Below are 25,962 nucleotides of genomic sequence, written 5' to 3'. Positions count from 1 at the left end.
AAGCGCGTAACGGCAACCGCCACTCCCGAGCACCCACTGGGGATTCGCGATGTCAACAACCACCGGCCCGGACCGGCTCAACGACCTGCCCCGGGCAGAACTCATCCGGCAGCTGCTCGCCTGCCTGGACGTGCCGCGCTGGGCCGCCGACGTCGCCGACCGACGCCCCTTCGCCGACGTCAAGGCCGTCTACCAGGCGGCCGACGCCGCCGCGCCGGAACTGACCGCCGGGGAGATCCACGCCGCACTCTCCGCCCATCCCCGCATCGGCGAATGCGCGACGGGCAAGGACACCTCGGCGAAGTGGTCGTGCAACGAGCAGTCCGGGGTGGACGGCGGCGACGCCGAGCTGGCCCGCGCGCTGCGCGAGGGCAACGAGGCTTACGAGCGCCGGTTCGGGCACGTGTACCTGGTGTGCGCCAGCGGCCGCAGCGGCACGGAGCTGCTGGAGATCCTGCATTCCCGCCTGGACAACGAGCCGGAGACCGAGCTGCGAATCGTCGCCGACGAGCTCCGCAAGATCGCAGGTCTGAGATTGGCAAAGGTGATCGAAGGATGAGTGCCGTCACCACACACGTGCTCGACGCCGCGCAGGGAGCTGCCGCGGCCGGGGTCTCGATCCGGCTGGAGGCCGCGAAGTCCACCGAAGACCCGCTTGCGGGACCGGGCAGCCAAGTGTGGACACTCCTGGCCGCTGGGCTGACCGATGACGACGGCCGGATCGGGGATCTGGGACCGGACCGGCTGGACGCGGGGGACTACCGGCTCACCTTCGAGACCGGCGAGTACTTCGACCGCCACGGCGTCGCGACCTTCTACCCACGGGTACAGATCACCTTCCGGATCGCCGACCCCGAGGAGCACTACCACGTCCCGCTACTGCTGAGCCCGTTCGCCTACTCCACTTATCGAGGGAGCTGATCGCATGGGCATCGTCATGGGCCGCAACCAGTACGGCAAGGCCGAGGTCCGCATCTTCGCGGTGAACCGGGACAACCCGCGGCACACCATCAAGGACCTCAGCGTCAGCACCTCGCTGCGCGGTGACCTCGACGCCGTGCACCTCACCGGCGACAACAGCCACTGCCTGCCGACCGACACCCAGAAGAACACGGTCTTCGCCTTCGCCAAGGAAGCGCCCATCGGCGAGATCGAGTCCTTCGCGCTGCGGCTGGGCAAGCACTTCGTCGGCACCGCGGACGGCATCACGGGGGCGCGGATTCTCATCGACGAATACAGCTGGCGGCGGATTCCGGTCGGCGGCACCGGCCACGACCACTCCTTCGCCCGCTCCACCGACGAGAAACGCACCACCGCCGTCACCATCGACGGCGACCGGGCCCACGTGGTGTCGGGACTGAAGGACCTGATGGTGCTGAAGTCCACGGGTTCGGAGTTCTGGGGCTACCCCAAGGACAAGTACACGACGCTGGCCGAGACCAACGAACGGATCCTGGCCACCGCGGTGACCGCCCGCTGGCGCTACCGGCACCCCGACGTGGACTGGGGCAAGAGCTTCGAGTCGATCCGCGCGACGATGCTGGAGACCTTCGCCACCACGCACAGCCTGGCCCTCCAGCAGAGCCTGTACGAGATGGGCAAAGCCGCGCTGGACAAGCACCCGGAGATCGCCGAGGTGCGGTTGTCGTTGCCGAACAAGCACCACTTCCTGGTCGACCTCGAATTCTGCGGGCTGGAGAACAATAATGAGGTGTTCTTCGCCGCAGACCGTCCGTACGGTCTGATCGAAGGCGTCGTCACGCGCGACGACGTCGAGGAGGCGCCACAAGCCTGGTACAGCCTGCCCGAGTTCTGATCGGGACCGGCCGTCCATCGCGTTCAACGCCGCGGTCTTTCGGGACGGTCGCGAGCGACCTCCCTTCGAACTACTGGCGCACGAGACCGATTCAAATGATCCACTGTGGATATTTATATCCACAGTGGACCATACAGACTCCGGCAGCACGAGAAGGAATACCGGCGTTGAAATCGACCTGAACCGATTCCTGCGGCCCAGGAGCCCTCATGGTCCTCTTCAAGGTCCGCCGCAACCGCGGCTCCCGAAACGGAAACCGCGGTGCACCCGGCTGCCCGCAAGCCGCTTGTTCGCCTGCGGCTCGCCACCAGATACGGGGGCGCGTCGGCGAGGCAATGGCCTGCCGCCGTGGAATGACCCTGCTGACCGTGGCGAGCCTGTTCACCGCGGAGCCGAACGCTGGACGGGTGGGAAATCGGCACCCGGCTGTCGCCGGAGGCCCCAGTCCCGGTTGAGAGCCGGAATGCGCACCACATACCGCAACTCGGCTGAATACGCGAATGGTGCAAAATTCCTCGACCGCGCGTCCTAATCCGGGAACAATGATCAGTGCACCGCGCGACCGCGCGGATTGCCGACCGATTCGGGAGCGTGGGCCGATGGACCTTTCGAAGCTGTTCAAGATGGTGTCGCCGGCGAAGCACCACTCACATAGGCCCTCCAGCAGCGGGCACCGCCGTCGGTACGAGAGCAGCGGGCATGGCTACCGTCGGCACCATTCGCGCAGCAGCAGCCACGGCCACTACCGCCGTCGCAGCCACAGCTGACCGAGCGCAATCGGCTTCGTTCGGTGCTAATCGACTCGTTGAGTTCCTATTACTACGGCGAACCGGACGAGGGCTGGGGGCCGCCGGGATCGCCGCTGTCGCCGGGTGATCCGCTCGCGGCCGGTTACCGGGTCATCGGCCATCTGCGCCGCGGCAGTCGGCTCGACGTCTACGACGTGTGGAGCGAGCAGCGTTCCTGTCGCTGCATCGCCAAGACCGTCCGGCCGGAGCGCGCCGCGGACGAGCGCGCGGTGGGCTGGCTGCGCAATGAAGGCGTGCTGCTGACTCAGTTCACGCATCCGCACCTGGTGCGCGGCTACGAGATCGTGCGGACCGAGCCGCCGGAGCGGCCAGCGGTGATCACCGAAACGCTGTCCGGTCACACGCTGAGCTTCCTGATCGAGGAGCTCGGCCAGCTGCCGCCGATCGACACCGCGGTGCTGGGCATCCAGTTGTGCTCGGTGCTGGGTTACCTGCACCGCCGCGGCTGGGTGCACATCGACGTGAAACCGTCCAATGTGGTCGAAGTCGGCGGCCGGGCGGTGCTGCTCGACCTGAGCCTTGCCTGCCGAATCGGCGAGCACAGCTCGGCCGGGACCTTCGACTACCTCTCACCCGAGCAGGCCAACGGCGGCGAGATGACTCCGAAGGCCGACACGTGGGGCCTCGGCATCACGTTGTACGAGGCGCTTTCCGGCACCACCCCGTGGGCGGCCGTGTCGCACCGGGAACGCAGCAGCAACGGCACCCGCTACTACCCGCAGCGGCACACCACCGCCGCGCCGCTGCGAACCCACCGGAGGCTGCCCGCCGCGCTGTCCCGGATCGTTGACGCGTGCCTCGCCCCGAATCCGAAGGACCGCCCGACCGTCGAAGAAGTCTCGGCGCGGCTGATCGCCTGGTCCGGCATTGATCCGGAAACCAGCGGCACCTGATGCAGGTCGCCTGATCCGCTTTCAGCGCTTGCGGCGAAACGCGATTGCCAAGGCGATGAGGGCGGCGGCGAGCGCCAGCTGACCGCCCCAGACGATTCGGTTGACGTTGACCGCCGGGTGCCAGGCGACCTGGCCGTCGGGCGAGATGGAGAACGCGCCCACCGGCCGGGAGATCACTCCGATGCCGCGGCCGTCGTCATCGCGGCGACCACGACGGCCGCCACCGACACGGATGCTCGCGACCGGCAACAGCGTGGTGTCGCCCTGCTGCACCGGGTCACCGAAGACCTGGTGCTCGCCCAACCGTTCGGCCAGCGTCTCCAGGATGTCGGCGTGGTCGGTTCGCTCTCCCATGATCATCCCCTTCGCAGCATTGTCAGACTGACCCGACGTTAGCCGCTCCGACGACGGGGGCGTCGTCGATTTCACTGGAAATCAGCACGTTCAGAGCCGCCCGAGCTGGCGAATCTCCGCCTCCGCCAGGCCCGTCATCGCCTTGACTTCGTCGGCGTCGGTGCCGCCATTGTCCAACGCACGCACGAACGACGCCGCCAGCGCACGCGCCGTCGCGGGCTCGTCGGCCACTGTGCCGCCGCTGGCCGAGACGTACGCGGACAGCCGCGCCGCCTCGGCCGGTGCCGTGTCTCGGAAGGCCGCGAACACCGCGGCGTACCGGGTCACCAACTGCGCCGGGTGCAGGTCCCAGCCCTGGTAGAAGCCGTGCTCCAGGGAGCGGCGGGTGAGCTCGTAGTGGGTGCGCCAGCCGAGGTGCACCTGATCGCCGACCGGCAGCACGTTCGTCGAGCCGTCGGACAGGAACACCCCGGTGCCGGCGGCCGACACCTGCATCGCGTGCCGCGCGAAGTCGCAAGCGCGGTGCGCGAGGTGCTGGTGCGCGGCGGTCAGCCCGCAGCTGGCGGTGTAGTCGTAGGTGCCGAAGTGCAGTCCGGTGACCCGGCCACCACCGGACCGCAGGAACACCGGCAGCGCGAAGCGCCCGTAGGAATCCACGATGGATTGGGGGGTCTCCACCTGGATCTCGAAACGCAGCGACTTCTCCGGCATGCCCAGCTGGTGCTCCAAGAGCTCCAGCAGTTCGACGAATACCTCGACCTGCGCGGCGTCGACGACCTTCGGGAAGGTGAGCACGAACCCGGCGGGCAGGCTGCCCCACTGCTGCAATAGCGCGGTGAGGAAGACGTCCAGCGTGCGCACCGACCGGGCCCGCAGCTCGGGAGTGTCGAAGGACTTCACCCGCAGCCCGAAATTGGCGGGTTCCATGCCGTCGCGCAGCCACTCGGCGACCACCCCGGCGGTGCGCTCGGCGTCGGCGTCCTCGACGTCGTCGCCGGGACGGCCGTAGCCGTCCTCGAAGTCGATGCGCAGGTCCTCCACCGGGGTGTTGCGCAGCTTCGCCCGCACCCGCGGGTGCACGGCCCGGGCGATCTGCGCGTCCAGCCCGAGGACTGCCACGAAATCCTCGGGCCGAGCCGCGTCCCGGTCGAACGCGGCCAGCGCCTCCTGACCCCACCGCCGCACCGTTTCGGCGTCGACGCCATTCGCTGGCACGTAACACGTGTGCACCGGTTGCCGGGCCCCGCTCGGCCCCGGGTACATGCGCGCGATGTGCTCGTCCAGGGCGGCCAGGCGGGCGAGCCGTTTCGCGATATCGGCGGATTCCAGCGAGGTTCTGGCCACTTTCGCTCCCTTCGAAAGGGCCCGGGTCAGTCGATCTGCTCGTAGGCGGGCAGCGTCAGGAAGTCGACGAACTCGTCGGCCACCGCCACCCGCTCGAACAGCTCGATCGCCCGGTCCAGGTTGTCGACCGGGAAACCGTCTTCGGCGCGCAGCTGCTTCTCGGTGTCGGCCAGCACCTCGCGGACGAGATCCGCGGTGACCTGCTCGCCACCGGCAAGCACCACATTATTGTGCAACCACTGCCAGATCTGCGATCGCGAAATCTCGGCGGTCGCAGCGTCCTCCATGAGATTGTGGATCGCGGCCGCGCCGTTGCCACCGAGCCACGACACGATGTAGCGGACGCCGACGTCGACCGCGGCGCGCAGGCCCTCGATGGTCTTCTCGCCGGGAGTCTCGGCCACCGAGAGCAACTGGTCGGCGGTCACCGAGACGTCGTCGCGGGTGCGGTCGATCTGGTTGGGCTTGTCGCCCAGCACCGCGTCGAACTCCTCGAAGCAGATCGGCACCAGGCCGGGGTGGGCGACCCAGGAGCCGTCGAAGCCGTCGTTGGCCTCGCGCCTCTTGTCGTCGCGAACCTTGGCCATCGCCTTCTCGTTGGTGGCCGGGTCCTTGGTCGGGATGAACGCGGCCATGCCGCCGACCGCGAACGCGCCGCGCTTGTGGCAGGTGCGCACCAGCAGCTCGGTGTAGGCACGCATGAACGGCGCGGTCATGGTGACGGAGTTGCGGTCCGGGAGGATGTATTTGTCCGAGTCGCGGAAGGTCTTGATCACGCTGAACAGGTAGTCCCAACGACCGGCGTTGAGTCCCGCGGAGTGGTCGCGCAGCTCGTAGAGGATCTCCTCCATCTCGAACGCGGCCGGGAAGGTCTCGATCAGCACCGTGGCGCGCACGGTCCCGTGCGGGATGCCGAGCGCCTGTTGGGCGTGCGTGAACACGTCGTTCCACAGCCGCGCCTCAAGGTGGCTTTCCATCTTCGGCAGGTAGAAGTACGGCCCGCTGCCCCGGCTGATCAGCTCGGCGGCGTTGTGGAAGAAGTGCAGGCCGAAGTCGACGAACGCGCCCACCACCGGCTTGCCGTCGACCAGGATCTGCTTCTCGTCGAGGTGCCAGCCACGGGGCCGGACCAGCGGCACGGCGTGCTTGACATCGTCGCGCAGCTTGTACTGCTTGCCCTCGGGCGTGGTCAACTCGATCTGCTTGCGCACCAAGTCGTAGAGGTTGACCTGCCCGGAGACCACGTTGCTCCAGTGCGGGGTGTTGGCGTCTTCGAGGTCGGCGAGCCAGATGCGCGCGCCGGAGTTCAGCGCGTTGATCGCCATCTTGCGGTCGGTCGGGCCGGTGATCTCGACGCGCCGGTCGGCGATGTCGGCCGGGGGCGCGGCCACTTGCCAGTCGGATTCGCGGACGTGCCGGGTCTCGTCGAGGAAGTCCAGCCGACCCTTGCGGGCGGCCTCCGCGCGGCGCTGCTTGCGGCGGGCGAGCAATTCGTCGCGCCGGGCGCCGAAGGCGCGCTGCAGACCGGCGAGGAATTCGAGTGCTTCCGTGGTGAGGATCTCGCCCCCGCGCTCGACGGCACCGCCGAGCACCTGCACTCCTGCTGGCGTTTCGGACATGGGAAGTCCACCTCTTTCTGCTGCCGGATTCCAGACGGTGGCTGATGGCTCACCTTGCCGCGTGACGGACTGTCCCGCACCCGGCGGCCGTTCCGCTTGCGGTACGCCTGTGAATGTTTTCTGCATCGTGGATGTTAGTTTCCACATGGCGCTCAAGGCAACATGAGCTGGCGCACCCACCACGGACTAGACTTCTGCTCAGCCGGCACGGCGGAAAGGGAGTTCTGCGATGACCACTGGCCCGCAGCGGGCGAATCAGGGCGGAGGTGTGCAGTCGGTCGAGCGCACCTTCGAACTCCTGGAACTGATGGCGGACGCCGGCGGTGAAGTCGCCCTGTCCGAGCTCGCCGAGAAGTCCGGCTTGCCGCTGCCCACGATCCACCGGATCGTCCGCACCCTGGTGAGTAACGGCTACGCCCGCCAGCAGCCATCGCGGCGCTACGCGCTCGGCCCCCGCTTGATCCGGCTCGGCGAGACCGCCAGCCGGGCGCTCGGCTCCTGGGCCCGCCCCTACCTGGCCGAGCTCACCGAGGCCACCGGCGAAACCTCCAACATGGCGGTGCTCGACGGCGAGCAGGTCGTCTACGTCGCGCAGGTCCCCTCGCAGCATTCGATGCGGATGTTCACCGAGGTCGGCCGGCGGGTCGACGCGCACGCCACGGCCGTCGGCAAGGCCGTCCTGGCCGGCATGCCGCCCGAAGCGGTGACGCAGTTGCTCTCGCGAACCACGATGCAGCCCAAGACCGAGCGCACCATCACCACGGTCGAGGCGATGCAGGAGGAGCTCGACCGCATCCGGCAGCAGGGTTACGCGCTGGACGACGGCGAGCAGGAGGTCGGCGTGCGCTGCTACGCCGTCGCCGTCCCGGGCGCACCGGCGGGCACGGCGATCTCCATCAGCGGCCCGGAGGGCCGGATGACCCGCATCTCGACCGACGCGGTCATCCCGCTGATGAAGCGCCTGGCCAACGACCTGTCCGCCGAGCTCAGCGTCAGCAACTCCGCCTGATCCCGCGCACAGCCGGAACGCAGTTTCGGCGGAAACCGCGGGTCCTCACGACATCTTGCCGGGCTCCGTGCGACGGCGGAGCCGCCACACCGCGAGCGCGATCAGCGCGGCGATGGCGAGCAGCGGCAGACCCATGAATCCCACGACGGCCTCGACTTGCTCGTACGCCGCGCCCGACCAGGCACCGAGCAGCACCAACGCGGTCGCCCACCCGGCGGCCACCGGCACGTTGCAGATCGTGAACCGCAGGTGGCTCATCTTGGCGCGACCCGCTAGCCGAGGCACCAGCGTCCGCACCACCGCGAAGCACTGCGACGCCGCTACGGTCGCCTCCGCGCGTCCGTCCAATGCGGACTCCACGCGCCCGAACCGCCGCTCGCCCAGCCGTTTGACGAGCCGACGTCGCAGCAGCCCGTCCCGGCGACCGCGGAAATACCCGTGCTGGGAGCCCACAACCGTCGCGCCGAAGGCGCTGACCGCAGCCGTCCACACTTCCACGACATCGTGCCCGGCAAGCCACCCGAGTGCCAGCACGGTGCCCGCGCCAGGCAGGAAAACCCCGATCAGCAGGCCGGATTCGGCGAACAGCAGCACCGCGACCGCGACGAGCGCGAGCGGGCCGGGTATTCCGGCCAGCAAATCCGTTATCAAGACAGGAGCTCGGCCAGCCGCGGGGCCCAGGTTTCGCCGTGCGGCTCCAAGGTGATCTCGCGGACGTCGTCGTCCCGGCGGCGGATGCGCAGCAGCAGATAGGCATCGGCAAGCCGCTCGGCGAGGCCCTCACCCCACTCCACGACCACCGCCGCATCAGTCAGATCGGTGTCCAGGTCCAGATCGTCGATCTCGTCCAACCCGGCCAGCCGGTAGGCGTCGACGTGCACCAGCGCCGGGGGAGCGCCCGATGCTGGCCGGTGCACCCTCGCGATCACGAACGTCGGTGATGTCACCACGCCGGTAACGCCCATGCCCGCCGCGATCCCCCGCGCGAGCGCCGTCTTCCCGGCACCGAGCGGCCCGTCCAGCAGCACGAGATCACCCGCGCGCAGAACTGCCCCCAGCCGTCGGCCGAACTGCACCGTGTCGGACTCCTCGGGCAGCTCCACGGTCTGCAGTGCGGAGCTCAACCTTCGGTCACCTCCCCGCTTTTCGCGCCAACCGCCCTGCGCACCAACGCGATCAGCTCCTCCGTGACCAGCTCGGGACGCTCCAGCATCACCGGATGCCCGGCGCCCTCGACCCGCACCAGCGTCGCCTTCGGCAGCTCCGCGGCGAGCACCTCGGCATGCGGCGAGAACGGGGTGACCCGGTCGACGTCACCGCTGAGCACCAGCACCTCGCAGGTCCGCAGCGCGGCCAGCGCGGTCTTGCGGTCATGCAGGTTGATCGTCTCCAAGAAGTCGGTGACCACCTCGACGGTGGTGGCACCGATCATCTCGGCCATCAGATCCACGATCTTGGGCGAGATGTCGCGATCCCCGAACGACAGGTTGCGCACCAGGTTCCAGGTCAGCTTGTCGCCGATCCGCCGGGTGAGTTCCACCAGGCCAGGCTGGAAATCCGCCAACAGCGCGAGGCTGCGCGGCACCGGGTTGTACTGGTTCAGCCACGGCCGGGGCAGCCCGGACGCGCCGACCGCGCCGGCGGAGGTGCCGATCAGCGCCACCGCGCGGACCCGATCGCGGAACAGCTTCGGGCGCTGCTCGGCAAGCGCCATGATCGCCATCCCGCCCATCGAATGCCCGACCAGCACGATCGGCCCTCGGCTCGCCGCCGCGCGCAGCACCGCATCGAGGTCCCTGCCGAGCTGGTCGATCGTGCTGTTGCGCTTGGACGAATGACCGGAGCGGCCGTGGCTTCGCTGATCGAACAACACCAGCCGAACCCGAGGCTCGGCGAGCTCCGGCAGATCCCGGCGCTGGAAGTGCCAGCAGCGGGAGTCGAGCGCGAACCCGTGCACGAACACCACGGTCAGCTCGGCTTCGCCGCCATCAGCCGGCTGGATCTCCTGCACCGACAGCGGAACCCCGTCGTCGGCGGCCACAGTGGACTGCCGGTCCGGGCGGAGCCGGCCAAACGGTTCGTCGGCGTAGGGATCCTCGGCCTTGCGCTGCGCGGCGACCCGCGAGCTGTGCGCGGCAACGCCGACGGCGGCGCCGGTGATCGCGGCACCGAGGACACCGCTCGTCCAGGCCAATGCCTGCCAAATCGGCTTCACGGCGCCTCCGTATCCACGACGGTGCGCGTAACCCGGGGCCGGTACATGCCGGTGACGATCTCGTAGTGGATCGTGCCGATGTCCTCGGCCCACCCCGCGGCCGTCGGCTCGCCCCGGTCCCCCGGCCCGAACAACAGCACCTCGTCGCCCTCGCGGACTTCGTCGTCGCCGCAGTCCACCACCAGCTGGTCCATGCACACCCGCCCGACCACCGGGCGCCGCTTCCCGGCCAGCCACACCGACATCCGGCCGGACAGGGTGCGCGGCACCCCGTCGGCGTAGCCGACCGGCACCAGCGCCAGGTTCGCCGGGTGGTCGGCCGTCCAGGTCTGCCCGTACGAGACGCTCTCGCCTGCCGCGATGCGCTTGGTCAACGCCACCGAGGAGCGAAACGTCATGGCCGGGCGCAGCTCGTGATTTCCGTGCTGCGGCACCGGATCCAGGCCGTAGACCGCGATGCCGGGCCGGACGAGGTCGAAATGCAGATCGGGGCGGGTCAGCACGGCCGCCGAGTTCGCCAGGTGCCGGATCGGCCTCAGCCCGGCCGCCCGCGCCTGCTCGTAGGCCCGGTGGAAGCGTTCGGCCTGCCGGTCGATGGAGGGGTGTTCGAGCTCGTCGGCGCACGCCAGGTGCGACCACACCGCCACGACTTCCAGGTGCCCGTCGGCCTCCGCCTTCGCCGCGTCCTCCACTAACGCGGGCCACAACTCGGCCGGGCAGCCGTTGCGGCACAGCCCGGTGTCGATCTTGAGGTGCACGCGGGCGACACGCCCCCGTTGCTCGGCTGCGGCGGCGATGCGGTGCAGGCTGGCCTGCGATGAGGCGGAGAGCTCGATGTCCTCGGCGACCGCCGGGGCGAAGTCGTCGCCTTCGGCGTAGAGCCAGCACAGCAGCGGCGCGGTGATGCCACCGGCGCGTAGTTGCCGGGCTTCGTCGATCGATGCGACACCGAGACAGTCCGCACCCGCTTCGAGCGCGGCGCTGGCGACCGTCAACGCGCCGTGACCGTAGCCATCGGCCTTCACGATAACCATCGTGCGGGCGCCCGAACTGCGGGCGCACGCCGAGAGCACCCTCACGTTGTGGCGGATCGCGCCGACGTCGATGCGCAGGTCGGCGCGGTACGCGGGCTCGTCACTCATGGCAGTGTCATGGTCGCATACCGCCCCGGCGGCCCCTCGCTCCAGCCCAGGTCACCGGACCAACAGGGCCGCAGCCGTGCGACCCGGGCCCGCACGGCTGCCGGAGCCCATCAGCGGCAGAGCTGCGGACTCACGACAGGGCCGATCCGCGAACCGACCGGATGGCGGTGGGTACCGCCGCGAGCAGGGCGGACGCTCCGATCGGGGCGCCGACCTCGGCAGGCGTGTGGTCGGTGGGTGTGCCGTGGGCGGCGAGATCGGCCGCCAGGGCGTGGACGTAAGCGGCGTAACCGCAGGCAAGCCAGGGATCGATGCCGCTGGCCAGGAGCGCGCCGATGATGCCGGTGAGCACGTCGCCGGAGCCTGCCGTGGCGGGCCAGGCGTGCCGCGAGTCGTTGATGAGCACCCGGCCCTCCGGCGCGGCGACGACGGTCGTGTTGCCCTTGAGCAGCACAACCGCGTCGAAGCGCGCCGCGACCTCCCGTGCCGCCCCGACCCGGTCCGCCCCAAGTTCCGCGCCGGCCAGCCGCGCGAATTCGCCCGCGTGCGGCGTGAGCACCAGCGGAACATCCGGGTCGCGTGCGTCCCAGAGCGTGTCGTCCTCGGCGAACAGCGTGATCGAGTCGGCGTCCGCGCACACCGGCCGACCGGATTCCAGCACGTGCAGCAACACCTCGCGGCCGCTGGCCCCAGTGCCGATCCCCGGCCCCACCGCCCACGCCTGCACCTGCCCGGCGTCGCTGACCGATCCGGTCGCCACCACCTCCGGCCAGTGCGATCGCACCACATCCGCGGCGGGCCCCGCGTAGCGCACCATGCCCGCGGTCGCCTGGACCGCAGCGCCGCTGGCGAGCACCGCAGCGCCGGGATAGGTCGCCGAGCCGGCCGCGACCCCGACCACGCCCTGGCTGTACTTGTCGTCAGTCGGCCCTGGCACCGGCCAGGCCGCCCCGATCTCGGCGGCTTGCAGCAGGTAGAGCTCGGGATCGGCCAGATCGTCGGCGAGCCCGATGTCGGTCACTTCGACATCCCCGGAATGCACCACCCCGGCACCCAGCACGTGGCAGGGCTTGAGCCCGCCGAAGGTCACCGTCACGTCTGCCGGCACTGCCGGGCCGTCGACCACGCCGGTGACCGGATCGACGCCGCTGGGCAGGTCGACGGCGATGATCGGCACGTCCACCCGGCGCACCAGTTCCGCGGCCGTCGGCCGCAGCGGACCACGCGCGGACAACCCCACGATTCCGTCGATCACCGCGTTGGCACGTTCGACCGCATCCGCCGCCTCGGCCCCGATTCCCGCGGTGTCCGCGCTCGCCCCCTCGGCAGGCACTGCCCGACCACCTGCGCGGCGCAACGCGGCCAAGCCCGCGGCGTGCGCCTTCTCCGGGGCGAGCAGGACGGCCGTGACGCCGACACCGCGCCGCCGCAGGAACGCCCCCGCCCACAGCGCGTCGCCGCCGTTGTTGCCCGCGCCGACGAGCAGCGTGACGTGGCGGCCGGAGACGCCGCCGGTGAGTTCGGTGAGCAGTCGAGCGGTGCGGACGGAAACGGCGTAGGCGGCGCGGCGCATCACTGCCGGTTCGGGGGTCCGGGTGAACAGCCGCTGCTCTGCGGCGCGGATCTGTTCCGGGGTCCAAACTCCGTGCATCGCGTTCTCCCTCATCACCGGTCGACGGCGCTCGGCGGCGATTTCAATGGAAACCGACTCGCTGATCTCCAGTGAAATCGCCCCGGCACAAACGATCACTCGACCGTGACGGACTTCGCGAGATTCCGCGGCTTGTCGACGTCGAAGCCGCGAGCACGGGCGATCTCCGCCGCCAGGACCTGCAGCGGGACCGTGGAAACCAACGGCTGCAGCAGCGTCGGCACCGACGGGATCGTGATCAGCTCGTCGGCGAACGGGCGGACGTCTTCGTCGCCCTCCTCGGCAATCACGATCGTGCGGGCGCCGCGCGCCTGGATCTCGCGGATGTTGGAGACCATCTTGGCGTGTAGGAGCGCGCGCCCCTTGGGCGAGGGCATGATCACGACCACCGGCAGGTTGTCCTCGATCAGCGCGATCGGCCCGTGCTTGAGCTCGCCTGCCGCGAAGCCCTCGGCGTGCATGTAGGCGAGCTCCTTGAGCTTGAGCGCACCCTCCAGCGCCACCGGATACCCGACATGCCGCCCCAGGAACAGCACCGCCTTCGCGTCTGCCAGCTCCCGGCCCAACTCCCGCACCTGATCCACCGTGGACAGCGTGCGGCGCACCGCCTCGGGCATCGCGGACAGTTCCGCGAATTCCCGCGCCACCTCGTCGGAGTACTTCGTGCCGCGCGCCTGCGCCAAGGCCAGCCCGACCAGGTAGTTCGCGGCGACCTGAGCCAAAAACGTCTTGGTCGCCGCGACCCCGATCTCCGGCCCGGCATGGGTGTAGAGCACCGCGTCCGACTCGCGCGGGATCTGCGCGCCGTTGGTGTTGCAGATCGCCAGCACGCGCGCCCGCTGGGTGCGCGCGTGCCGCACCGCCTCCAGGGTGTCGGCGGTCTCGCCGGACTGCGAGATCGCCACCACCAGCGTGTCCCGCCCCAGGACCGGGTCGCGGTAGCGGAACTCGCTGGCCAGCTCGACCTCGACCGGCACCCGGCACCAATGCTCGATGGCGTACTTGGCGAGCAGCCCGGAATGGTAGGCGGTACCGCAGGCGACCACGAAGACCTTGTCCACATCCCGCAGGTCCTGCTCGGTGAGCCGGAGCTCATCGAGCACGATGCTGCCGTCGGCGAAGTGCCCGCGCAGCGTGTTCGTCAGCGCCTCGGGCTGCTCTTCGATCTCCTTGAGCATGAAGTAGTCGTGGCCGCCCTTCTCGGCGGCCGACAGGTCCCAGTCGACGGTGAACGGCTTGGCCTCGACGTCCGCGGCGGAGAAATCGGTCACCCGGTAGCCGTCGCGGGTGATGGTGACCACCTGGTCCTGGCCGAGCTCCACGGCGTCGCGGGTGTGCTCGATGAACGCGGCCACGTCCGAGGCAACGAAGTGCTCGCCCTCGCCGACCCCGACCACCAGCGGCGACGACCGGCGAGCGGCGACGATCTTGCCCGGCTCGGCGGCATGCGTGACGACGAGCGTGAAGGCGCCCTCCAGGCGCCGGGCCACCGCGCACACGCTGCCGGTCAGGTCGCCGGCGGTCGGGCCGCTGGTGTAAGCGGCGGCGACCAGGTGCGCCGCCGTTTCGGTATCGGTGTCGCTGGCCATTTCGATGCCCGCCGCTTCCAGCTCGGCGCGCAGCGCGGCGAAGTTCTCGATGATGCCGTTGTGCACCACCGCGACCTGACCGCTGGCGTCGCGATGCGGATGGGCGTTGCGGTCGGTCGGCGGCCCGTGGGTCGCCCACCGCGTGTGGCCCATGCCGCTGTTGCCGGCGAATCTGCTGCCGTCGACCTCGGTGAGCCGTTTCTCCAGGTTCGACAGCGCGCCCGCGGCGCGCTCCACCGCGAGGCTGCCGTCGCCGTCGAGCAGCGCAACCCCGGCCGAGTCGTAACCCCGGTACTCAAGCCGCCGGAGTCCGCCGAGGACGACTTCGAGCGCCTGGCGATGTCCTACGTAACCAACGATGCCGCACACCCGCACCAGCGTAGCTACTCCATATGGTCTGTACCTGTCCGCATCGGCCAGATCGGCAACTCCCACCCGAGCGGCTACCGCGCGCACTCGCGCAGGTCGGCTACCGTTGCTGACCATGGCGCGAACTGCCAAGAAGGCTCCTTCCGCGAAGAACGCGTTCGAAGAGCTGTCCCGACGCGGACCACACGACGTGCTGCACGGTGATCTGGCCCTCGTCGGCCTGCCCGGCATCGTGTGCACGCCGCGCAGCGGGCTCGGTCTGCCCGCGATCGCGTTCGGACACGGCTGGTTGCAGCCACCGCAGCGCTACCTCGGCCTTTTCCGGCATCTCGCCTCGTGGGGCATCGTGGTCGCCGCGCCCGGCACCCAGCGCGGCGCGCTCGCGTCGCACCGGCTGTTCGCCACCGATCTGCGGACCGCGCTGGACATCTGCGTCGGCGTCCGGCTCGGTGCGGGTGAGATCAGCGTCGATGAGAAGCGGCTCGGGGTCGCCGGACACGCGATGGGCGGCGGCTGCGCCGTGCTCGCGGCGGCCGAGGACAAGCGGATCTGTTCGGTCGCGACGCTGGCCCCCGCCGAGACCATGCCGTCGGCGTTCGCTACGGCGAGCCAGGTCACGGTGCCCGGCCTGCACATTGCGGCGGGTAAGGACCTGGTGGCCCCGCCGGTCGCCAACGCCGAACCGATCGTCAGCGCATGGGGTGGCCCGGTACAGCTGCGGACGGTGAAGAAGGCCAGTCACCTCGGCTTCACCGAGGGGCGGCACTGGACTCAGCTGCTGCTGCACGGCAAGCCGGAGTATGCGACGCAGCGCGTCACCAAGGCCCTGCTCACCGCGTTCTTCCTGCGCACAATGGTCGGCGACCGGCGCGGCGAGGCGCTGCTGAGTGCCGACATCGGCGGTAGCAGCATCGATCACAAGCACAGCCGCGGCGATCTCGCGGCGGCGTGACGCGCGCTTAGGCGATCCGCTGGGCGGACCGCGGCTTCAATTGAAACCGCGGTCCACCTCGCGCCTCGGGGGAGGCTGTTCTCACCTCAGCCAACTCTGATTCTCGAAATCGTCGTCATCGTCGTAGGCGGGCCGTCGCCGCGGCGCCGGTTTGGGGGCTGCGGGCGGTGGTGGCGACACAGGCCGGGCCGCCGTTTGCTGCGGCGCGTCCTCGTAGTCGTCGGCGGCACCGAAGCTGATCTCGTTGCTGTCCGCGTTCCGCTTCCCCGCCCAGTCGTTGCGCGGCTTGTCGTCCGGCGGCTGGGCATTGGCGGCCCGGTCCACGAGCTCCTGCTTCCGCGCGTCCGCCGCGGCCTTCATTTCCTCGTTCTTCTGCGCCGATGCGGATTCCGCCGCGCGGACCGCGTCCATGCTGTCCTCGACGCCGTAGCGGTGCCGCGCGACCAGCGTGGCGATCTCGTCCGCGACCCGCTGGTTGATCAGGACCACCAAGCCTCACCTCTCCCGGTCTTCGCCCAGGACCGACCGGAACCGGACGTTCGACGCATCGACGCCGTCATCGAAGAGCTGGCCCTGGGTACGCCACGGACTGCTGTTGGTGCGTTCCTGTTCGCCGCCCTGCTGGCCGCCGTGGCCGCCCATCGCGCCCATGCCACCCATCATCCCGCCGCCCATCGCGGCGCTCTGGTTGGACCCTTGGCCGGACCCACCGCTCGGGTCACCCAGCGAGGACATGCCGGTGGCCCCCTGCGGGCTACCGGCGGCGGAGTCGCCCCACGAGGACAGACCGACCGAGCCTTCCGGCCCGGGCTGGCCTTCCGGTCCGGGCTGGTTGGCGCCGCCATGGTTGTCCGGCTGGTCCGGGCCGCCGGCGCCGAACAGCTGACCGGAGGCGCTGCCGAACGAGTTCTGCACCCCTTCGCCCATGCCGCTGAACGAACTCAGACCGGCCGACTGCGGAGTGGTGGAAGCCGGTGCACCCGCCGCCGCGGGCTCAGTACCCGCCGGAGCGCCACCGCCGGTGTCGAAGGCGGGCATGGTGCCCACGCCGCCGGCGTACGCAGGCATCGTGGTGCCGCCGTTCGCCGCGGGCATGGCTCCCGCGCCGCTGTCAAAAGCGGGCATGGTGCCGACTTCCGCCGCAGGCATCGGAGCACCCGGCGCGGGCATCGTGCCGGCTTCCGGCGCGGCCGGTCCCGCGTCGGCCCGGAACGACTCGGCGAACTCGCCAGGCCTGGGCCCTTCGGCGGGGGCCGGCATGGGCTGGCCGAGGTCCGGGGGTTTCGGCGGCGCGGACCGGTCGTCGCCGAAGTCGACGGTCTGGTTCAGCGGGGGCTGACCGCCACCGTTGTCCGCAGTGACCTTGACCTGGCCGTCCGGCGTGCGCTCCAGGGTGATCGTGCGGTCGCCTTCGTGGATCACCGCCTTGCCGTCCTCGCCGGCCTGAACCGGAATCGGCGGCTGACCGCCACCGGGCGCGGCCGTCATACCGGGGGGCATCTGACCGGGGGCGGGCATCGTCTGCACGCCGCCCTGGGCCGGGTTCTGACCGGGCATGGGCTGACCGGTGCCGCCCTGCGGGCCGAAGTCGACCGCGTAGGTCTTCGGTTTCCCATCCGGGCCCATCACCTCGACCTGCATCTTGCCGTCCGCGCCGGGCTCCTGGAGGGTGACCGCGTCCTTGCCCTCGCCGAGGGTTACCTTGTTCTGCTCGCCCGGCGCACCGGCACCGCCCTCGCCGGGCATGCCCGGCGGTTCCGGCATCTTCGGCGGCTCCGGCATTTCTGGCTGCTGCGGGGCGCCACCACCGGCACCCGCGCCGCCACCACCGGCACCGGCACCCGCGCCGCCACCGGCACCCGCGCCGCCACCACCGGCACCGGCACCCGCGCCGCCACCGGCACCCGCGCCGCCACCGGAGCCCGCGCCGCCGCCTCCGCCGCTACCGCCGCCTCCGCTGTTGTCGCCGCCGCCCTTCTTGCTCTCGTCGAGGCCCTTGAAGGGGTCATCGCTGACCTTCGCGGCCTGCAGCAGCTTGTCGTACGCGCCCTTGACGGCGTCCTGGGTGGCCTTGCTCTGGTCCTGGAAGCCCTTGTATTTCTGCTCCATCTCGGGCTTGAACGACTCGTTGAGCCATTTCTTGGCGTCGTCGATCAGGCCCTTGCGGATCTCGTCGCAGGCATCCTTGGCGCCGATGAACTGGCCGATCAGGCCGCCGATCGGGCCGCCGAGAATGAGGCCGATCGCCTGGTCCTTGATGATGGACCACGCGCCCGAGAAGATGTCGTCGACGCCGATGTCCTTGAGATCCTCAAGGTTGATGTCACCGCGCGCCTTGCGGATCTCGTCCTTGGTGTCGTCGGGGTCCTTGCCCGCGCACTTGATCTCCTTGCCCAGGTCCAGGACGAACTTGGCGTACTCGCGCACCGTCTGCTGAATGCCATCGATAGCGGGCGTGATCGCCCCGGCGATGTTCTCGGTCTCATTGGTGACCGTCGTGCCGGCCGAGCTGTACTTGCCGACCTTGCCTTCGGCGGCGTCCGCGGCCCGCCCTTTCCAGGTCTGCTTGGCACCCCGGAACGCCTGCCCCATCGAGTCGTTCTGGTCGAGCAGCGTCTTGTGCACGCCGCCTAGCCGCTCCGCGTCTTCGCGGAACGCGGCGAAGTCGATCTCGCGGAGCTGGTCGTACTCCTTGACGACCTCTCCCTTGAAGTCCGGTCCCTTGCCCGCCCAGTCCCGGTACAGCGGGAGGAACTGCTCGAAAAAGTCCAGCCCCATCTTGCTGTCGTCGAGCAGTTCGTCGGAGGTCTTGACATCGCCGGTGCCTTCGAGCTTCTGCTTGGCATCGTCGAACTTGCCCTTGCGCTCCTCGGCCGCCTTTGCCTTCTCCTGCAGGGCCGAGAAACCGCCGTCGGTGATCGATTCGAAAAGGGCGCCGCCGATGGGGTTGGCGATGGTCATGGCGGTATCGGCGATGCTGCCCGCGTTGTCGACCAGCCAACTGCCGGCGTCGGAGACCTTGTCCCCGATCCATTCGCCGGCGTCTTCGACGGCCCCGCCGACCGCCTCACCCATCGCCGAGCCGGCCTTGTAGCCGGCCACCGTGCCGAGCGGGCCGAAGGCGGAACCGGTCACGGCGCCCTGCACCCCGCCGAGGAATTCGCCCGCATCCTCGACCCAGCCGCCGTCGTCGTTCTTCTTGTCGTTCGCCATCAGGCCTCAACCTTCCCGACCTCGTTGGCACCGGCCTCGTCCCGGGCCCGGTACTCCTTGGCGGATGACGAGAAGCTTTCGGACAACTTCGTGCCGTGCTCGGCGAACGATTCGATGTTCTTCCCCAGCTTGTCCAGCGCGTCTTTGTAGGCCTTACCGGCCTCGTGGAACTTCTTTCCGGCCTTCTCCGCGGTCACCTTGGTCTCGGTGGCCTTCTTGGCCTGTTCCTTGATCGACCCGGCGCCGTCGGAGAACGCGTTTGCCGCCTTCTCGATGTCACTGCCCGAGGTCTCCGCCCCGCTCATCGCGCCCCCTTCAACGGACCTGTCACGCACGCCACAGCAGGGGTGTGACGGCGCATGCGGCTCACCGGTTCCTCATCTTGGCAGGTTCCGCAGACCGAAACGCCCGATCCGCTTCAGGTGCTTGCATCCGCGAAGGGTGCCGGGGTCGCTGCGGCGGGTAGGGCCCCTGCGCGGCTGGCCGAAGCCCGGCGGAGGCGGCTGCGGGCCCAAGCACTGATGCGGATATGGCGCGGGCCGTTGGGCGCCGCCGTACCGGAATCACGCACCGCGAGCGCGACAATGCCAGCGACCAGCACACGGCCGTCGAATACCACCGGGAACGCCGACGAACTCCGGGAATCCGATCGCGGCACCATATGCCGCCGGACCGGCGAGCGGGATCAGCCGAAGATCGTGTGCAGGCCCCAGCCCTGCGCCAGCACGACGGCCAGCACGAAGGCGCCAACGATCATGAGCACCAATGGCAACACGAACACGATCAGCAGGTCACCGAAGATCCGTTCGCGCATGGCTCGTTAACTCCGCCCTCGCCGGTTGATAAACCTGGACCGACTCTCATGTGCGGCATTGACGGCCTTCATGCCGGCCAGCGCAAGCACGGAGAAGATCACGATAGCGAGGACGAGCCCGACAGCGACGAGCCCTACTACCACGGCGACAACGATGGCACCCATGTGACCATGGTCTCACAAATTTCGACCATGTGAGAGAGCAAAGTCACAACATCACCGGATTGCGGCAACGATCTCAGCCAGTTGCTCCGCGACAGCCTGCGCGCTCTCCTCGCTCGGTGCCTCGACCATCACCCGCACCAGCTGCTCGGTGCCGGACTGGCGCAGCAGGATACGGCCGGTGTCACCGAGCTCCGCCTCGGCCGCAGCCACCGCCGAAGTCACCTCCGGCGCCGCGACCACGGCGGCCTTGTCCGCCACCCGCACGTTGACCAGCACCTGCGGCAGTCGTCGCATGACCTTGGCCAGCGATGACAGCGGCGTGCCGGTGGCCGACATCCGCCCCATCAGCCGCAGCGCGGTGAGCAGGCCATCACCGGTGGTGGCGTGGCCGGGCAGCACGACGTGCCCAGACTGCTCGCCGCCGAGCGCGAAACCGCCGGCGCGCAGTTCCTCCAGCACGTACCGGTCGCCGACGGCGGTGGTGCGCACCGCCACGCCGTGCTCGCGCATCGCCAAGTGCAGGCCGAGGTTGCTCATCACGGTCGCGACCAGCGTGTTCTCGGTGAGCTCGCCGGCCTCGTGCATGGCCACCGCGAGGATCGCCAGGATCTGGTCGCCGTCCACCACGGCCCCGCTGGCGTCCACAGCGAGGCAGCGGTCGGCGTCGCCGTCGTGCGCGATGCCCAGATCCGCACCGTGTTCCAGCACCGCGGCTTGCAGCACGTCGAGGTGGGTCGAGCCGACGCCGTCGTTGATGTTGATGCCGTCGGGCTCGGCATTGATCGAGACCACCTCGGCACCCGCCTTGCGGTATGCCTCCGGGGCCGCGGCCGAGGCCGCGCCGTGGGCGCAATCCACGACGACCTTCAGCCCGCCGAGCGGCTGCGGGGCCGCAGCCAGCAGGTGATCGACATAACGCCGCACCGCGTCGGGAACGTCCCGGACCCGGCCGACGTGAGCCCCGGTGGGCCGGTCGACCTGCTCGCTCAGGCGTGCCTCGATCTCGTCCTCGACGGCGTCCGGGAGCTTGTGCCCACCGGCCGCGAACAGCTTGATCCCGTTGTCCGGCATCGGGTTGTGCGATGCGGAGATCATCACGCCGAGATCCGCGCCCAGCTCCGCGACCAGGTGCGCTACCGCCGGGGTGGGCAGCACGCCGACGTGCAGCACGTCGGCACCGGCCGAGGCCAGGCCCGCGGTGACGGCCGCCGCCAGCATCTCGCCGCTGGCCCGCGGATCGCGGCCCACCAGCGCCACCCGGCGCTGCGAGTCGTCCCGGTCATAGAGCACCCGCGCCGCCGCGGCGGCCACTGCCATCGCCAACTCCGGGGTCAGATCGGCATTGGCCAATCCGCGCACGCCGTCAGTACCGAACAACCGAGCCATCAGCAGCACGTCCTCCTCGTGTGACGCGGAAACCTCCGCGGGGCGCGCGACAACGCGCCGCGATGAGTTCTTGTCATGCCTTGGGACCTGGCAGCACATACGACTGCGGGAGCAGCCCCGTCCCCAGTGGACGAATGACTGCTCCCGCAGATCGTATGGAAAGACGTCAGCGCTTGCTGTACTGCGGCGCCTTGCGTGCCTTCTTGAGGCCGTACTTCTTGCGCTCCTTCTCCCGCGCGTCACGGGTGAGCATGCCGGCCTTCTTCAGCGCCGGGCGGTCGTCGGCGTCGTAGGCCACCAGCGCACGGGCGATCGCCATGCGCAGCGCACCGGCCTGGCCGGACGGGCCACCGCCACGCAGGGTGGCCAGCACGTCGAAGTTCTCCACGCGCTCGACGGTGACCAGCGGCTCCTTGATCAGCTGCTGGTGGACCTTGTTCGGGAAGTACTTCTCCAGGCTCTTCCCGTTGAGCTTGAAGCCACCGCTGCCCGGCACCAGCCGGACCCGGACGACGGCTTCCTTGCGGCGACCCACGGTCTGCACCGGGCGACCGGTCGGCACCGGGAGCGGGGCGGGGGCGGCCGCCTCGGCGGTCTCCTCGACCGCAGCGGGGGTGGTCTCCTCGACCGCGGCCTCGGCGGTCTCCTCCGGAGCCGGGGTCACGTTCTCTTCCTGCTGAAGTTCGTCAGTCACTTCTCGACCTTCGCGTTGATCTCGAACGGCTGCGGGTTCTGGGCCTGGTGCGGGTGCTCCGGACCGGCGTAGACCTTGAGCTTCTTGCCCATGGCGCGGCCGAGCTTGTTCTTCGGCAACATGCCCTTGATCGCCTTTTCGAGCAGCCGCTCGGGGTGCTTCTGCAGCACCTCCCCGAAGGACTGCTTGCGCAGACCACCGGGGTAACCGCTGTGCCGGTAGTGGAACGCCTGTTCGCGCTTGTTACCGGTGAGGGCCACCTTCTCGGCGTTGACGATGACGACGAAGTCACCGGTGTCGATGTGCGGCGCGTAGGTCGGCTTGTGCTTGCCGCGCAGCAGCGTCGCGGCCTGAGTTGCCAACCGGCCGAGCACCACATCCTCGGCGTCGATCACATGCCAGGCGCGAGTCACCTCGCCGGGCTTCGGGCTGTACGTGCGCACGGATCTACCTCGTCGTCGTTCGCGTCGGAATCGTCAGTGCGGAGCCCGTCTCGATCACGCCGGTCGGTTCCCGCAGGAACTCCCCTGGGAACCGGCCCGTCCGCCAGAACGCCGCCGGGACCGTGATCCACATTCAGCAGATCCGATCCGCTGGCGCGAACTGCAGCCGCGCACCGCACAACAAAGAATGAGGGTACTTGGTGGCTTCCGGCCCGGTCAAAACGGGTCCTCGGTATTTGCTCCGAGGTTGCTGACCTGGCACATCGCCGGACTCAGGATAGCTAATGCCGGGCGCGGTACCCGCGCGGCCCCGGACAGCATCGCGGCCCCGGCGCTCGCCGGGGCCGCGGATCGCTTTTCAGCGGGTGAGCTCAGCCACCGAAGCGACCGGCGTTCTTCTTCTCACCAGCCTGGAACGACTCGTTGGCGGCACCAACGGCCATACCCATCTTGGCGGCGGTCTCCTGCATGCGAGCCGCTTCCTGGTCCCAAGTCTTCTGAGCCTCCTGGTACGCGGCCACGGCCTCGCCCTCCCAGGTGGAGACGAGCTTCTGGATCTTGCCCTCCAGATCGTCCAGCTCACCCTGGATCTTCTGGGCGGCGGCCTGCAGGTCGTCGGACGCCTGCTGGAGCTCGGCGAAGTTGACTGCAATCTCGCTCATTGCTTATCCCCTCGAAATACCTATGGTCAAGATTTCGGAATGTGCGACGTCGAAGCTCGGGCTCAGCCTTCGAGCATGCTCGTGATCTTGGAGATCTCCTGGGCCTGCTCCTCCTGGGTCTGCGCGTAGTCCTGACCGGAGCTCTGCACGTTCTGACCCAGCTCGTCGAGCTTCTGCAGGATCTTCTTGCCGCTCTCCTCGTACTGCTCCATCAGCTTGCGGAACACGTCCGCGGCCGCGCCCTTCCAGTTCGCGACCGGCCCCTCCAGCTGGCCGCTCAACTGCTGGAGCGCCTGCTCGACGGAGTTGCGAGCCTCGTCGATGTCCACCGACGCCTGCTGAATCGCCTCGGTGTCCGCACCAATTCCAGCCATCTCTGGATGACCCCCTTCAAACTCGTGACATCAAGTTCGGATGTACCTGCGACGCAAACATTGCCATGTCCGGTTCCAGGTTGTCCTGGATTTCTGTGCAACCCGTTGCTGATGTAAACGCCGGGCGCGAAACTCGCAGGTCAGCGCATGATTCGCGCTTGCGAAAAGTCGAGATCACTGCCATCGGAAGGCGTTTGCTCCGGTGAATTCCCGGCCGCCGCACCGTTTGGAGCAGTGGCCGGGCGCACATTCGGTTCGTTTTCGGAGAACTCCTCGATTTCCAGCCCCATCCGGATGCGGTAGGCGGCCGCCGCGGCCCGCTGCGACGATTCGACGGCCGACCCCGGCGACTTGCTCCTGGCGAGTTCCGTTGTGCTCCTTTGGAAATCCTCGGCTCGCTGGTGCGCTTCGCCGCGGGCCCGCCCGCTGCGGCTGACCGCGTCGGCGAGCGCGGCCCGGAATCTTCGGACGGAATCCGCTGGATCCGCCATGGCATGCCTCCCTGTCCTAGCCTCGCGGGCGAAAGCCGTTCCGCGGCAGCGAATTCACCGCCGGTTCAGCGAACCTTGACCGAACCGATGACCTGTTCGCAGGCGCGCACCACATCGCCCTTGCCGACGGCGCCGTACTTGCAGCCCACGCTGACCCGGAATTGCCCTTGGTGCAGCACGTACCACTCGACCGTCGTATCCGGCAGTTGTTCCCGGTAGTACACCACGTCCCGGCCGGCGAAACTGGTCGATGCGTTGAACAACGAGAATTGTTCGCCCGCGGCCACGCGTTTCTCGTACTCGCTGCGCAGTTGCTGCACCGCCCTGGTCCGGTCGGCGTCGGTGTCGAAGCCGAGCTTGCCCTCCTCGATCGCGACCAGCGAGCCCTGGGCGCCGTCCTGGGGACCGATCAGCGTCTGCCACTTCTGCGGGTCGCCGCCGACCTGCTTCCAGTCCGCGGGGTAGGAGAATTCGTAGTCGTACTGCGCGACGTGCCTGGCCGGATCGTCGGGCTCGGCACGCGGCTCGCCGCCGCTGGTGAAGATCAGCGTCGCGACCACTCCTGCGGCCACCACGACGCCCGCGCCGGCGCCGATCAGCCACGGCAGCTTGCGATCCTTGCGGCGACGGCGCTTGCGCGCGACCGGCATCGTCGGATCGCTGCCGCCGATGACGACGGTGCGGGCTCCGCTGAGCGAATCGCCGACGGTCCCGCCGGGGCCGACCGGGTGGCCAACCGAAGGCGGGCCGACGACCGGGTAGGCGCGCACCGTCGAGGCACCGGCCCAGGCGCCGGCGGGCGCCAATCCGCCGCTGCGATCCGGATCCAGCCGCACCGCGCGCAACGCACCGCGCGCCACCACGGTTTCCGGCTGGTCCAAAGTGGTCGGCACCACGCCGCTTCGCTCATGAATCAGCCGCGCCACCAAGGGGATCCGGCTCGACCCGCCGACCAAGAACACCCCGGCCAGCTGCTGCCGAGGTACCTTGCCCTCGCGCAGGGTGGTCAGCACCAGGTCGGCGGCCTTGCCCAGCGGCCCGGCGATCAGCGCCTCTAGGTCGACGCGGGTGACGTGCGCGTCCGAGAACGGCGGCGGCAGCGGCACATCGGTGTAGGTGTGCCGGGAGAGGGTTTCCTTGGCCCCGCGGATGTCCTGCCGCAGCACCCGGCGGCGTCGGCGATCGGCCATGTCGCGGCCCTCGACGAGCCTGCGCCACGCCTCGGAATCGCTGCCGGAGACGAGTTGGCCGACGTGATCCAGCAGCGCCTGGTCGATGTCCGCGCCGCCGAAGTTCGGTTCGCCGCGGGTGGCCAGCACCTGAAAGGACGACCCCTGCTTGCGCACTACGCTGGCGTCCACGGTGCCGCCGCCGAGGTCGAGCACCGCCAGCGCGCCGCCGTCGGGCAGGCCGTGACCGGCCGAGTGGAAAACCGCCGCCGCAACGGGTTCCGGCACCATGACGATTTCCTTGCCGAGACCGGTGGCGGCCTGCCGCAGTTCGGCGGTGCGCACCGTGCCCCAGTCCGCCGGGTGGGTCAGCACCAGCAGGTCGACGGTCGCGCCACCGGCGAAGCGGCGGGCCTCGCCGACCGCGCGTTGCAGCACGGCCCGGATCACGTCGCCGACCTTCAGCACGCTGCTGCCCAGCAACAGCTCGCCTTCGTCGATGCGGCGCTTCGGGTGCGGCTCGAAGCGAGCCGGGTCCACCGCGGCCTGCCGCTCGGCCTCGTGCCCGACGAACAGCGTGCCGTCTGCCGCAGCGAATACCGAGGACGGCACGAGCGGCTGCCCGTCGATGACTACCACCTGTGGTTCGGCACCGCCGACCGACACCACCGTGCAAGTGCTCGATGTGCCGAAGTCGATCGAGACGTGCAGGGACACCCAGAACTCCTTCACCGTCGCCGGAGCGCTATTTCCGGCGATCTCTCGGCGCGCCGACTCCCCCCGAGCACC

General features: G+C 69.5%; 27 protein-coding genes. 7 read left to right on the top strand and 20 right to left on the bottom strand.

All coding sequences use genetic code 11. The features are described 5' to 3' along the window. The first annotated feature begins 49 nt into the window (after positions 1-49). The 4 genes from uraD to BJ970_RS11655 all read left to right on the top strand — a co-directional run bounded on the left by uraD (position 50) and on the right by BJ970_RS11655 (position 3,518). The gene (gene uraD, locus BJ970_RS11670; RefSeq protein ID WP_184726278.1) at positions 50-559 is read left to right on the top strand and encodes a 2-oxo-4-hydroxy-4-carboxy-5-ureidoimidazoline decarboxylase; all 510 of its coding nucleotides are present in this window, start codon (positions 50-52) and stop codon (positions 557-559) included. Further along, the gene (gene uraH / locus BJ970_RS11665) at positions 556-921 is read left to right on the top strand and encodes a hydroxyisourate hydrolase (protein WP_184726277.1); all 366 of its coding nucleotides are present in this window, start codon (positions 556-558) and stop codon (positions 919-921) included. The genes uraD and uraH overlap by 4 nt, the downstream gene beginning before the upstream one ends. 4 nt (positions 922-925) lie before the next feature. Beyond that, entirely contained in the window at positions 926-1,816 is an 891-nt protein-coding gene (gene pucL / locus BJ970_RS11660) for a factor-independent urate hydroxylase (RefSeq protein WP_184726276.1), read from the top strand. 790 nt (positions 1,817-2,606) lie between these two features. Beyond that, a complete protein-coding gene (locus BJ970_RS11655; RefSeq protein ID WP_184726275.1) occupies positions 2,607-3,518 on the top strand; it encodes a serine/threonine-protein kinase in 912 nt (303 codons plus the stop codon). Positions 3,519-3,539: 21 nt separating this feature from the next. On the opposite strand, the gene BJ970_RS11650 is transcribed toward BJ970_RS11655, so the two are convergent. The 3 genes from BJ970_RS11650 to aceB form a co-directional block, all read right to left on the bottom strand. After that, positions 3,540-3,872: a hypothetical protein gene (locus BJ970_RS11650; RefSeq protein WP_184726274.1), complete on the bottom strand. Its 333-nt coding sequence runs from the start codon at positions 3,870-3,872 to the stop codon at positions 3,540-3,542. A 90-nt stretch (positions 3,873-3,962) separates the two neighbouring features. Then, positions 3,963-5,216 carry a DUF6986 family protein gene (locus tag BJ970_RS11645; protein WP_184726273.1) on the bottom strand — a complete coding sequence of 418 codons (1,254 nt, stop codon included), beginning with the start codon at positions 5,214-5,216 and terminating at the stop codon, positions 3,963-3,965. Positions 5,217-5,242: 26 nt separating this feature from the next. After that, complete coding sequence (aceB, locus tag BJ970_RS11640; protein ID WP_184726272.1) at positions 5,243-6,835, bottom strand: malate synthase A; 1,593 nt, start codon at positions 6,833-6,835, stop codon at positions 5,243-5,245. 229 nt (positions 6,836-7,064) lie between these two features. On the opposite strand from aceB, the gene BJ970_RS11635 reads away from it, so the two are divergent. Continuing rightward, the gene (locus tag BJ970_RS11635; protein ID WP_184726271.1) at positions 7,065-7,844 is read left to right on the top strand and encodes an IclR family transcriptional regulator; all 780 of its coding nucleotides are present in this window, start codon (positions 7,065-7,067) and stop codon (positions 7,842-7,844) included. A 45-nt stretch (positions 7,845-7,889) separates the two neighbouring features. Here the strand turns inward: BJ970_RS11635 and BJ970_RS11630 are convergent, their stop codons facing one another. The 6 genes from BJ970_RS11630 to glmS form a co-directional block, all read right to left on the bottom strand. Further along, positions 7,890-8,495, bottom strand: a complete 606-nt coding sequence (locus tag BJ970_RS11630) for a DedA family protein (protein ID WP_221467118.1) — start codon at positions 8,493-8,495, stop codon at positions 7,890-7,892. After that, the gene (gene tsaE, locus BJ970_RS11625; RefSeq protein ID WP_246470816.1) at positions 8,492-8,968 is read right to left on the bottom strand and encodes a tRNA (adenosine(37)-N6)-threonylcarbamoyltransferase complex ATPase subunit type 1 TsaE; all 477 of its coding nucleotides are present in this window, start codon (positions 8,966-8,968) and stop codon (positions 8,492-8,494) included. The genes BJ970_RS11630 and tsaE overlap by 4 nt, the downstream gene beginning before the upstream one ends. After that, entirely contained in the window at positions 8,965-10,059 is a 1,095-nt protein-coding gene (locus BJ970_RS11620) for an alpha/beta fold hydrolase (protein ID WP_184726270.1), read from the bottom strand. Before BJ970_RS11620 ends, tsaE begins: the two co-directional genes overlap by 4 nt. Beyond that, positions 10,056-11,201: an alanine racemase gene (alr, locus tag BJ970_RS11615; RefSeq protein ID WP_184726269.1), complete on the bottom strand. Its 1,146-nt coding sequence runs from the start codon at positions 11,199-11,201 to the stop codon at positions 10,056-10,058. The genes BJ970_RS11620 and alr overlap by 4 nt, the downstream gene beginning before the upstream one ends. A 130-nt stretch (positions 11,202-11,331) precedes the next feature. Beyond that, positions 11,332-12,852: an NAD(P)H-hydrate dehydratase gene (locus BJ970_RS11610; RefSeq protein WP_184726268.1), complete on the bottom strand. Its 1,521-nt coding sequence runs from the start codon at positions 12,850-12,852 to the stop codon at positions 11,332-11,334. A 95-nt stretch (positions 12,853-12,947) separates the two neighbouring features. Then, positions 12,948-14,810 (bottom strand): glutamine--fructose-6-phosphate transaminase (isomerizing), encoded by a 1,863-nt coding sequence (glmS, locus tag BJ970_RS11605; protein ID WP_184726267.1) that lies wholly within the window; start codon positions 14,808-14,810, stop codon positions 12,948-12,950. A 115-nt stretch (positions 14,811-14,925) separates the two neighbouring features. Between glmS and BJ970_RS11600 the strand changes: the two genes are divergently transcribed. Then, positions 14,926-15,762, top strand: coding sequence for a dienelactone hydrolase family protein (locus tag BJ970_RS11600; RefSeq protein WP_184726266.1), 837 nt, complete (start codon positions 14,926-14,928; stop codon positions 15,760-15,762). Positions 15,763-15,843: 81 nt separating this feature from the next. Here the strand turns inward: BJ970_RS11600 and BJ970_RS11595 are convergent, their stop codons facing one another. From BJ970_RS11595 to BJ970_RS38815, 4 genes are all read right to left on the bottom strand, one after another. Then, a complete protein-coding gene (locus BJ970_RS11595) occupies positions 15,844-16,251 on the bottom strand; it encodes a hypothetical protein (RefSeq protein WP_184729396.1) in 408 nt (135 codons plus the stop codon). Positions 16,252-16,257: 6 nt separating this feature from the next. Beyond that, positions 16,258-18,975, bottom strand: a complete 2,718-nt coding sequence (locus BJ970_RS11590) for a hypothetical protein (protein WP_184726265.1) — start codon at positions 18,973-18,975, stop codon at positions 16,258-16,260. Then, the gene (locus BJ970_RS11585; RefSeq protein WP_184726264.1) at positions 18,975-19,280 is read right to left on the bottom strand and encodes a type VII secretion target; all 306 of its coding nucleotides are present in this window, start codon (positions 19,278-19,280) and stop codon (positions 18,975-18,977) included. Before BJ970_RS11585 ends, BJ970_RS11590 begins: the two co-directional genes overlap by 1 nt. A gap of 380 nt (positions 19,281-19,660) precedes the next feature. Further along, positions 19,661-19,789: a hypothetical protein gene (locus tag BJ970_RS38815; protein ID WP_281399437.1), complete on the bottom strand. Its 129-nt coding sequence runs from the start codon at positions 19,787-19,789 to the stop codon at positions 19,661-19,663. A 48-nt stretch (positions 19,790-19,837) separates the two neighbouring features. Here BJ970_RS38815 and BJ970_RS11580 point away from each other — a divergent pair, with 48 nt between their 5' ends. Next, positions 19,838-19,987 carry a hypothetical protein gene (locus BJ970_RS11580; RefSeq protein ID WP_184726263.1) on the top strand — a complete coding sequence of 50 codons (150 nt, stop codon included), beginning with the start codon at positions 19,838-19,840 and terminating at the stop codon, positions 19,985-19,987. An 18-nt stretch (positions 19,988-20,005) separates the two neighbouring features. Here the strand turns inward: BJ970_RS11580 and glmM are convergent, their stop codons facing one another. The 7 genes from glmM to BJ970_RS11545 all read right to left on the bottom strand — a co-directional run bounded on the left by glmM (position 20,006) and on the right by BJ970_RS11545 (position 25,890). After that, positions 20,006-21,340 (bottom strand): phosphoglucosamine mutase, encoded by a 1,335-nt coding sequence (glmM, locus tag BJ970_RS11575; protein ID WP_184729035.1) that lies wholly within the window; start codon positions 21,338-21,340, stop codon positions 20,006-20,008. A 166-nt stretch (positions 21,341-21,506) separates the two neighbouring features. Next, a complete protein-coding gene (rpsI, locus tag BJ970_RS11570) occupies positions 21,507-22,034 on the bottom strand; it encodes a 30S ribosomal protein S9 (RefSeq protein ID WP_312864214.1) in 528 nt (175 codons plus the stop codon). Beyond that, complete coding sequence (gene rplM / locus BJ970_RS11565; RefSeq protein WP_184726262.1) at positions 22,031-22,477, bottom strand: 50S ribosomal protein L13; 447 nt, start codon at positions 22,475-22,477, stop codon at positions 22,031-22,033. Before rplM ends, rpsI begins: the two co-directional genes overlap by 4 nt. Before the next feature lie 371 nt (positions 22,478-22,848). Then, a complete protein-coding gene (locus BJ970_RS11560; RefSeq protein ID WP_184726261.1) occupies positions 22,849-23,139 on the bottom strand; it encodes a WXG100 family type VII secretion target in 291 nt (96 codons plus the stop codon). A gap of 62 nt (positions 23,140-23,201) precedes the next feature. Beyond that, positions 23,202-23,513 (bottom strand): WXG100 family type VII secretion target, encoded by a 312-nt coding sequence (locus tag BJ970_RS11555; RefSeq protein WP_184726260.1) that lies wholly within the window; start codon positions 23,511-23,513, stop codon positions 23,202-23,204. Between the two features lie 140 nt (positions 23,514-23,653). Beyond that, entirely contained in the window at positions 23,654-24,004 is a 351-nt protein-coding gene (locus BJ970_RS11550) for a hypothetical protein (RefSeq protein ID WP_184726259.1), read from the bottom strand. A 65-nt stretch (positions 24,005-24,069) separates the two neighbouring features. Further along, the gene (locus tag BJ970_RS11545) at positions 24,070-25,890 is read right to left on the bottom strand and encodes a type VII secretion-associated protein (RefSeq protein ID WP_184726258.1); all 1,821 of its coding nucleotides are present in this window, start codon (positions 25,888-25,890) and stop codon (positions 24,070-24,072) included. Between the last annotated feature and the right edge of the window lie 72 nt (positions 25,891-25,962).

Source organism: Saccharopolyspora phatthalungensis, from assembly GCF_014203395.1.
GTDB classification, from domain to species: domain Bacteria; phylum Actinomycetota; class Actinomycetes; order Mycobacteriales; family Pseudonocardiaceae; genus Saccharopolyspora; species Saccharopolyspora phatthalungensis.
This window is presented reverse-complemented; position numbering and strand designations above follow the sequence as displayed.

What these genes read in the sequence shown, in the direction of transcription:
- alr (WP_184726269.1), bottom strand. Translation starts at nt 11,201, where the DNA reads ATGAGTGACGAGCCCGCGTACCGCGCCGACCTGCGCATCGACGTCGGC.
- BJ970_RS11610 (WP_184726268.1), bottom strand. Translation starts at nt 12,852, where the DNA reads ATGCACGGAGTTTGGACCCCGGAACAGATCCGCGCCGCAGAGCAGCGG.
- pucL (WP_184726276.1), top strand. Translation starts at nt 926, where the DNA reads ATGGGCATCGTCATGGGCCGCAACCAGTACGGCAAGGCCGAGGTCCGC.
- BJ970_RS11590 (WP_184726265.1), bottom strand. Translation starts at nt 18,975, where the DNA reads ATGGCGAACGACAAGAAGAACGACGACGGCGGCTGGGTCGAGGATGCG.
- uraH (WP_184726277.1), top strand. Translation starts at nt 556, where the DNA reads ATGAGTGCCGTCACCACACACGTGCTCGACGCCGCGCAGGGAGCTGCC.
- BJ970_RS11650 (WP_184726274.1), bottom strand. Translation starts at nt 3,872, where the DNA reads ATGGGAGAGCGAACCGACCACGCCGACATCCTGGAGACGCTGGCCGAA.
- BJ970_RS11550 (WP_184726259.1), bottom strand. Translation starts at nt 24,004, where the DNA reads ATGGCGGATCCAGCGGATTCCGTCCGAAGATTCCGGGCCGCGCTCGCC.
- uraD (WP_184726278.1), top strand. Translation starts at nt 50, where the DNA reads ATGTCAACAACCACCGGCCCGGACCGGCTCAACGACCTGCCCCGGGCA.
- aceB (WP_184726272.1), bottom strand. Translation starts at nt 6,835, where the DNA reads ATGTCCGAAACGCCAGCAGGAGTGCAGGTGCTCGGCGGTGCCGTCGAG.
- BJ970_RS11580 (WP_184726263.1), top strand. Translation starts at nt 19,838, where the DNA reads ATGTGCGGCATTGACGGCCTTCATGCCGGCCAGCGCAAGCACGGAGAA.
- BJ970_RS11635 (WP_184726271.1), top strand. Translation starts at nt 7,065, where the DNA reads ATGACCACTGGCCCGCAGCGGGCGAATCAGGGCGGAGGTGTGCAGTCG.
- BJ970_RS11600 (WP_184726266.1), top strand. Translation starts at nt 14,926, where the DNA reads ATGGCGCGAACTGCCAAGAAGGCTCCTTCCGCGAAGAACGCGTTCGAA.
- BJ970_RS11555 (WP_184726260.1), bottom strand. Translation starts at nt 23,513, where the DNA reads ATGGCTGGAATTGGTGCGGACACCGAGGCGATTCAGCAGGCGTCGGTG.
- BJ970_RS38815 (WP_281399437.1), bottom strand. Translation starts at nt 19,789, where the DNA reads ATGCGCGAACGGATCTTCGGTGACCTGCTGATCGTGTTCGTGTTGCCA.
- glmM (WP_184729035.1), bottom strand. Translation starts at nt 21,340, where the DNA reads ATGGCTCGGTTGTTCGGTACTGACGGCGTGCGCGGATTGGCCAATGCC.
- BJ970_RS11560 (WP_184726261.1), bottom strand. Translation starts at nt 23,139, where the DNA reads ATGAGCGAGATTGCAGTCAACTTCGCCGAGCTCCAGCAGGCGTCCGAC.
- BJ970_RS11585 (WP_184726264.1), bottom strand. Translation starts at nt 19,280, where the DNA reads ATGAGCGGGGCGGAGACCTCGGGCAGTGACATCGAGAAGGCGGCAAAC.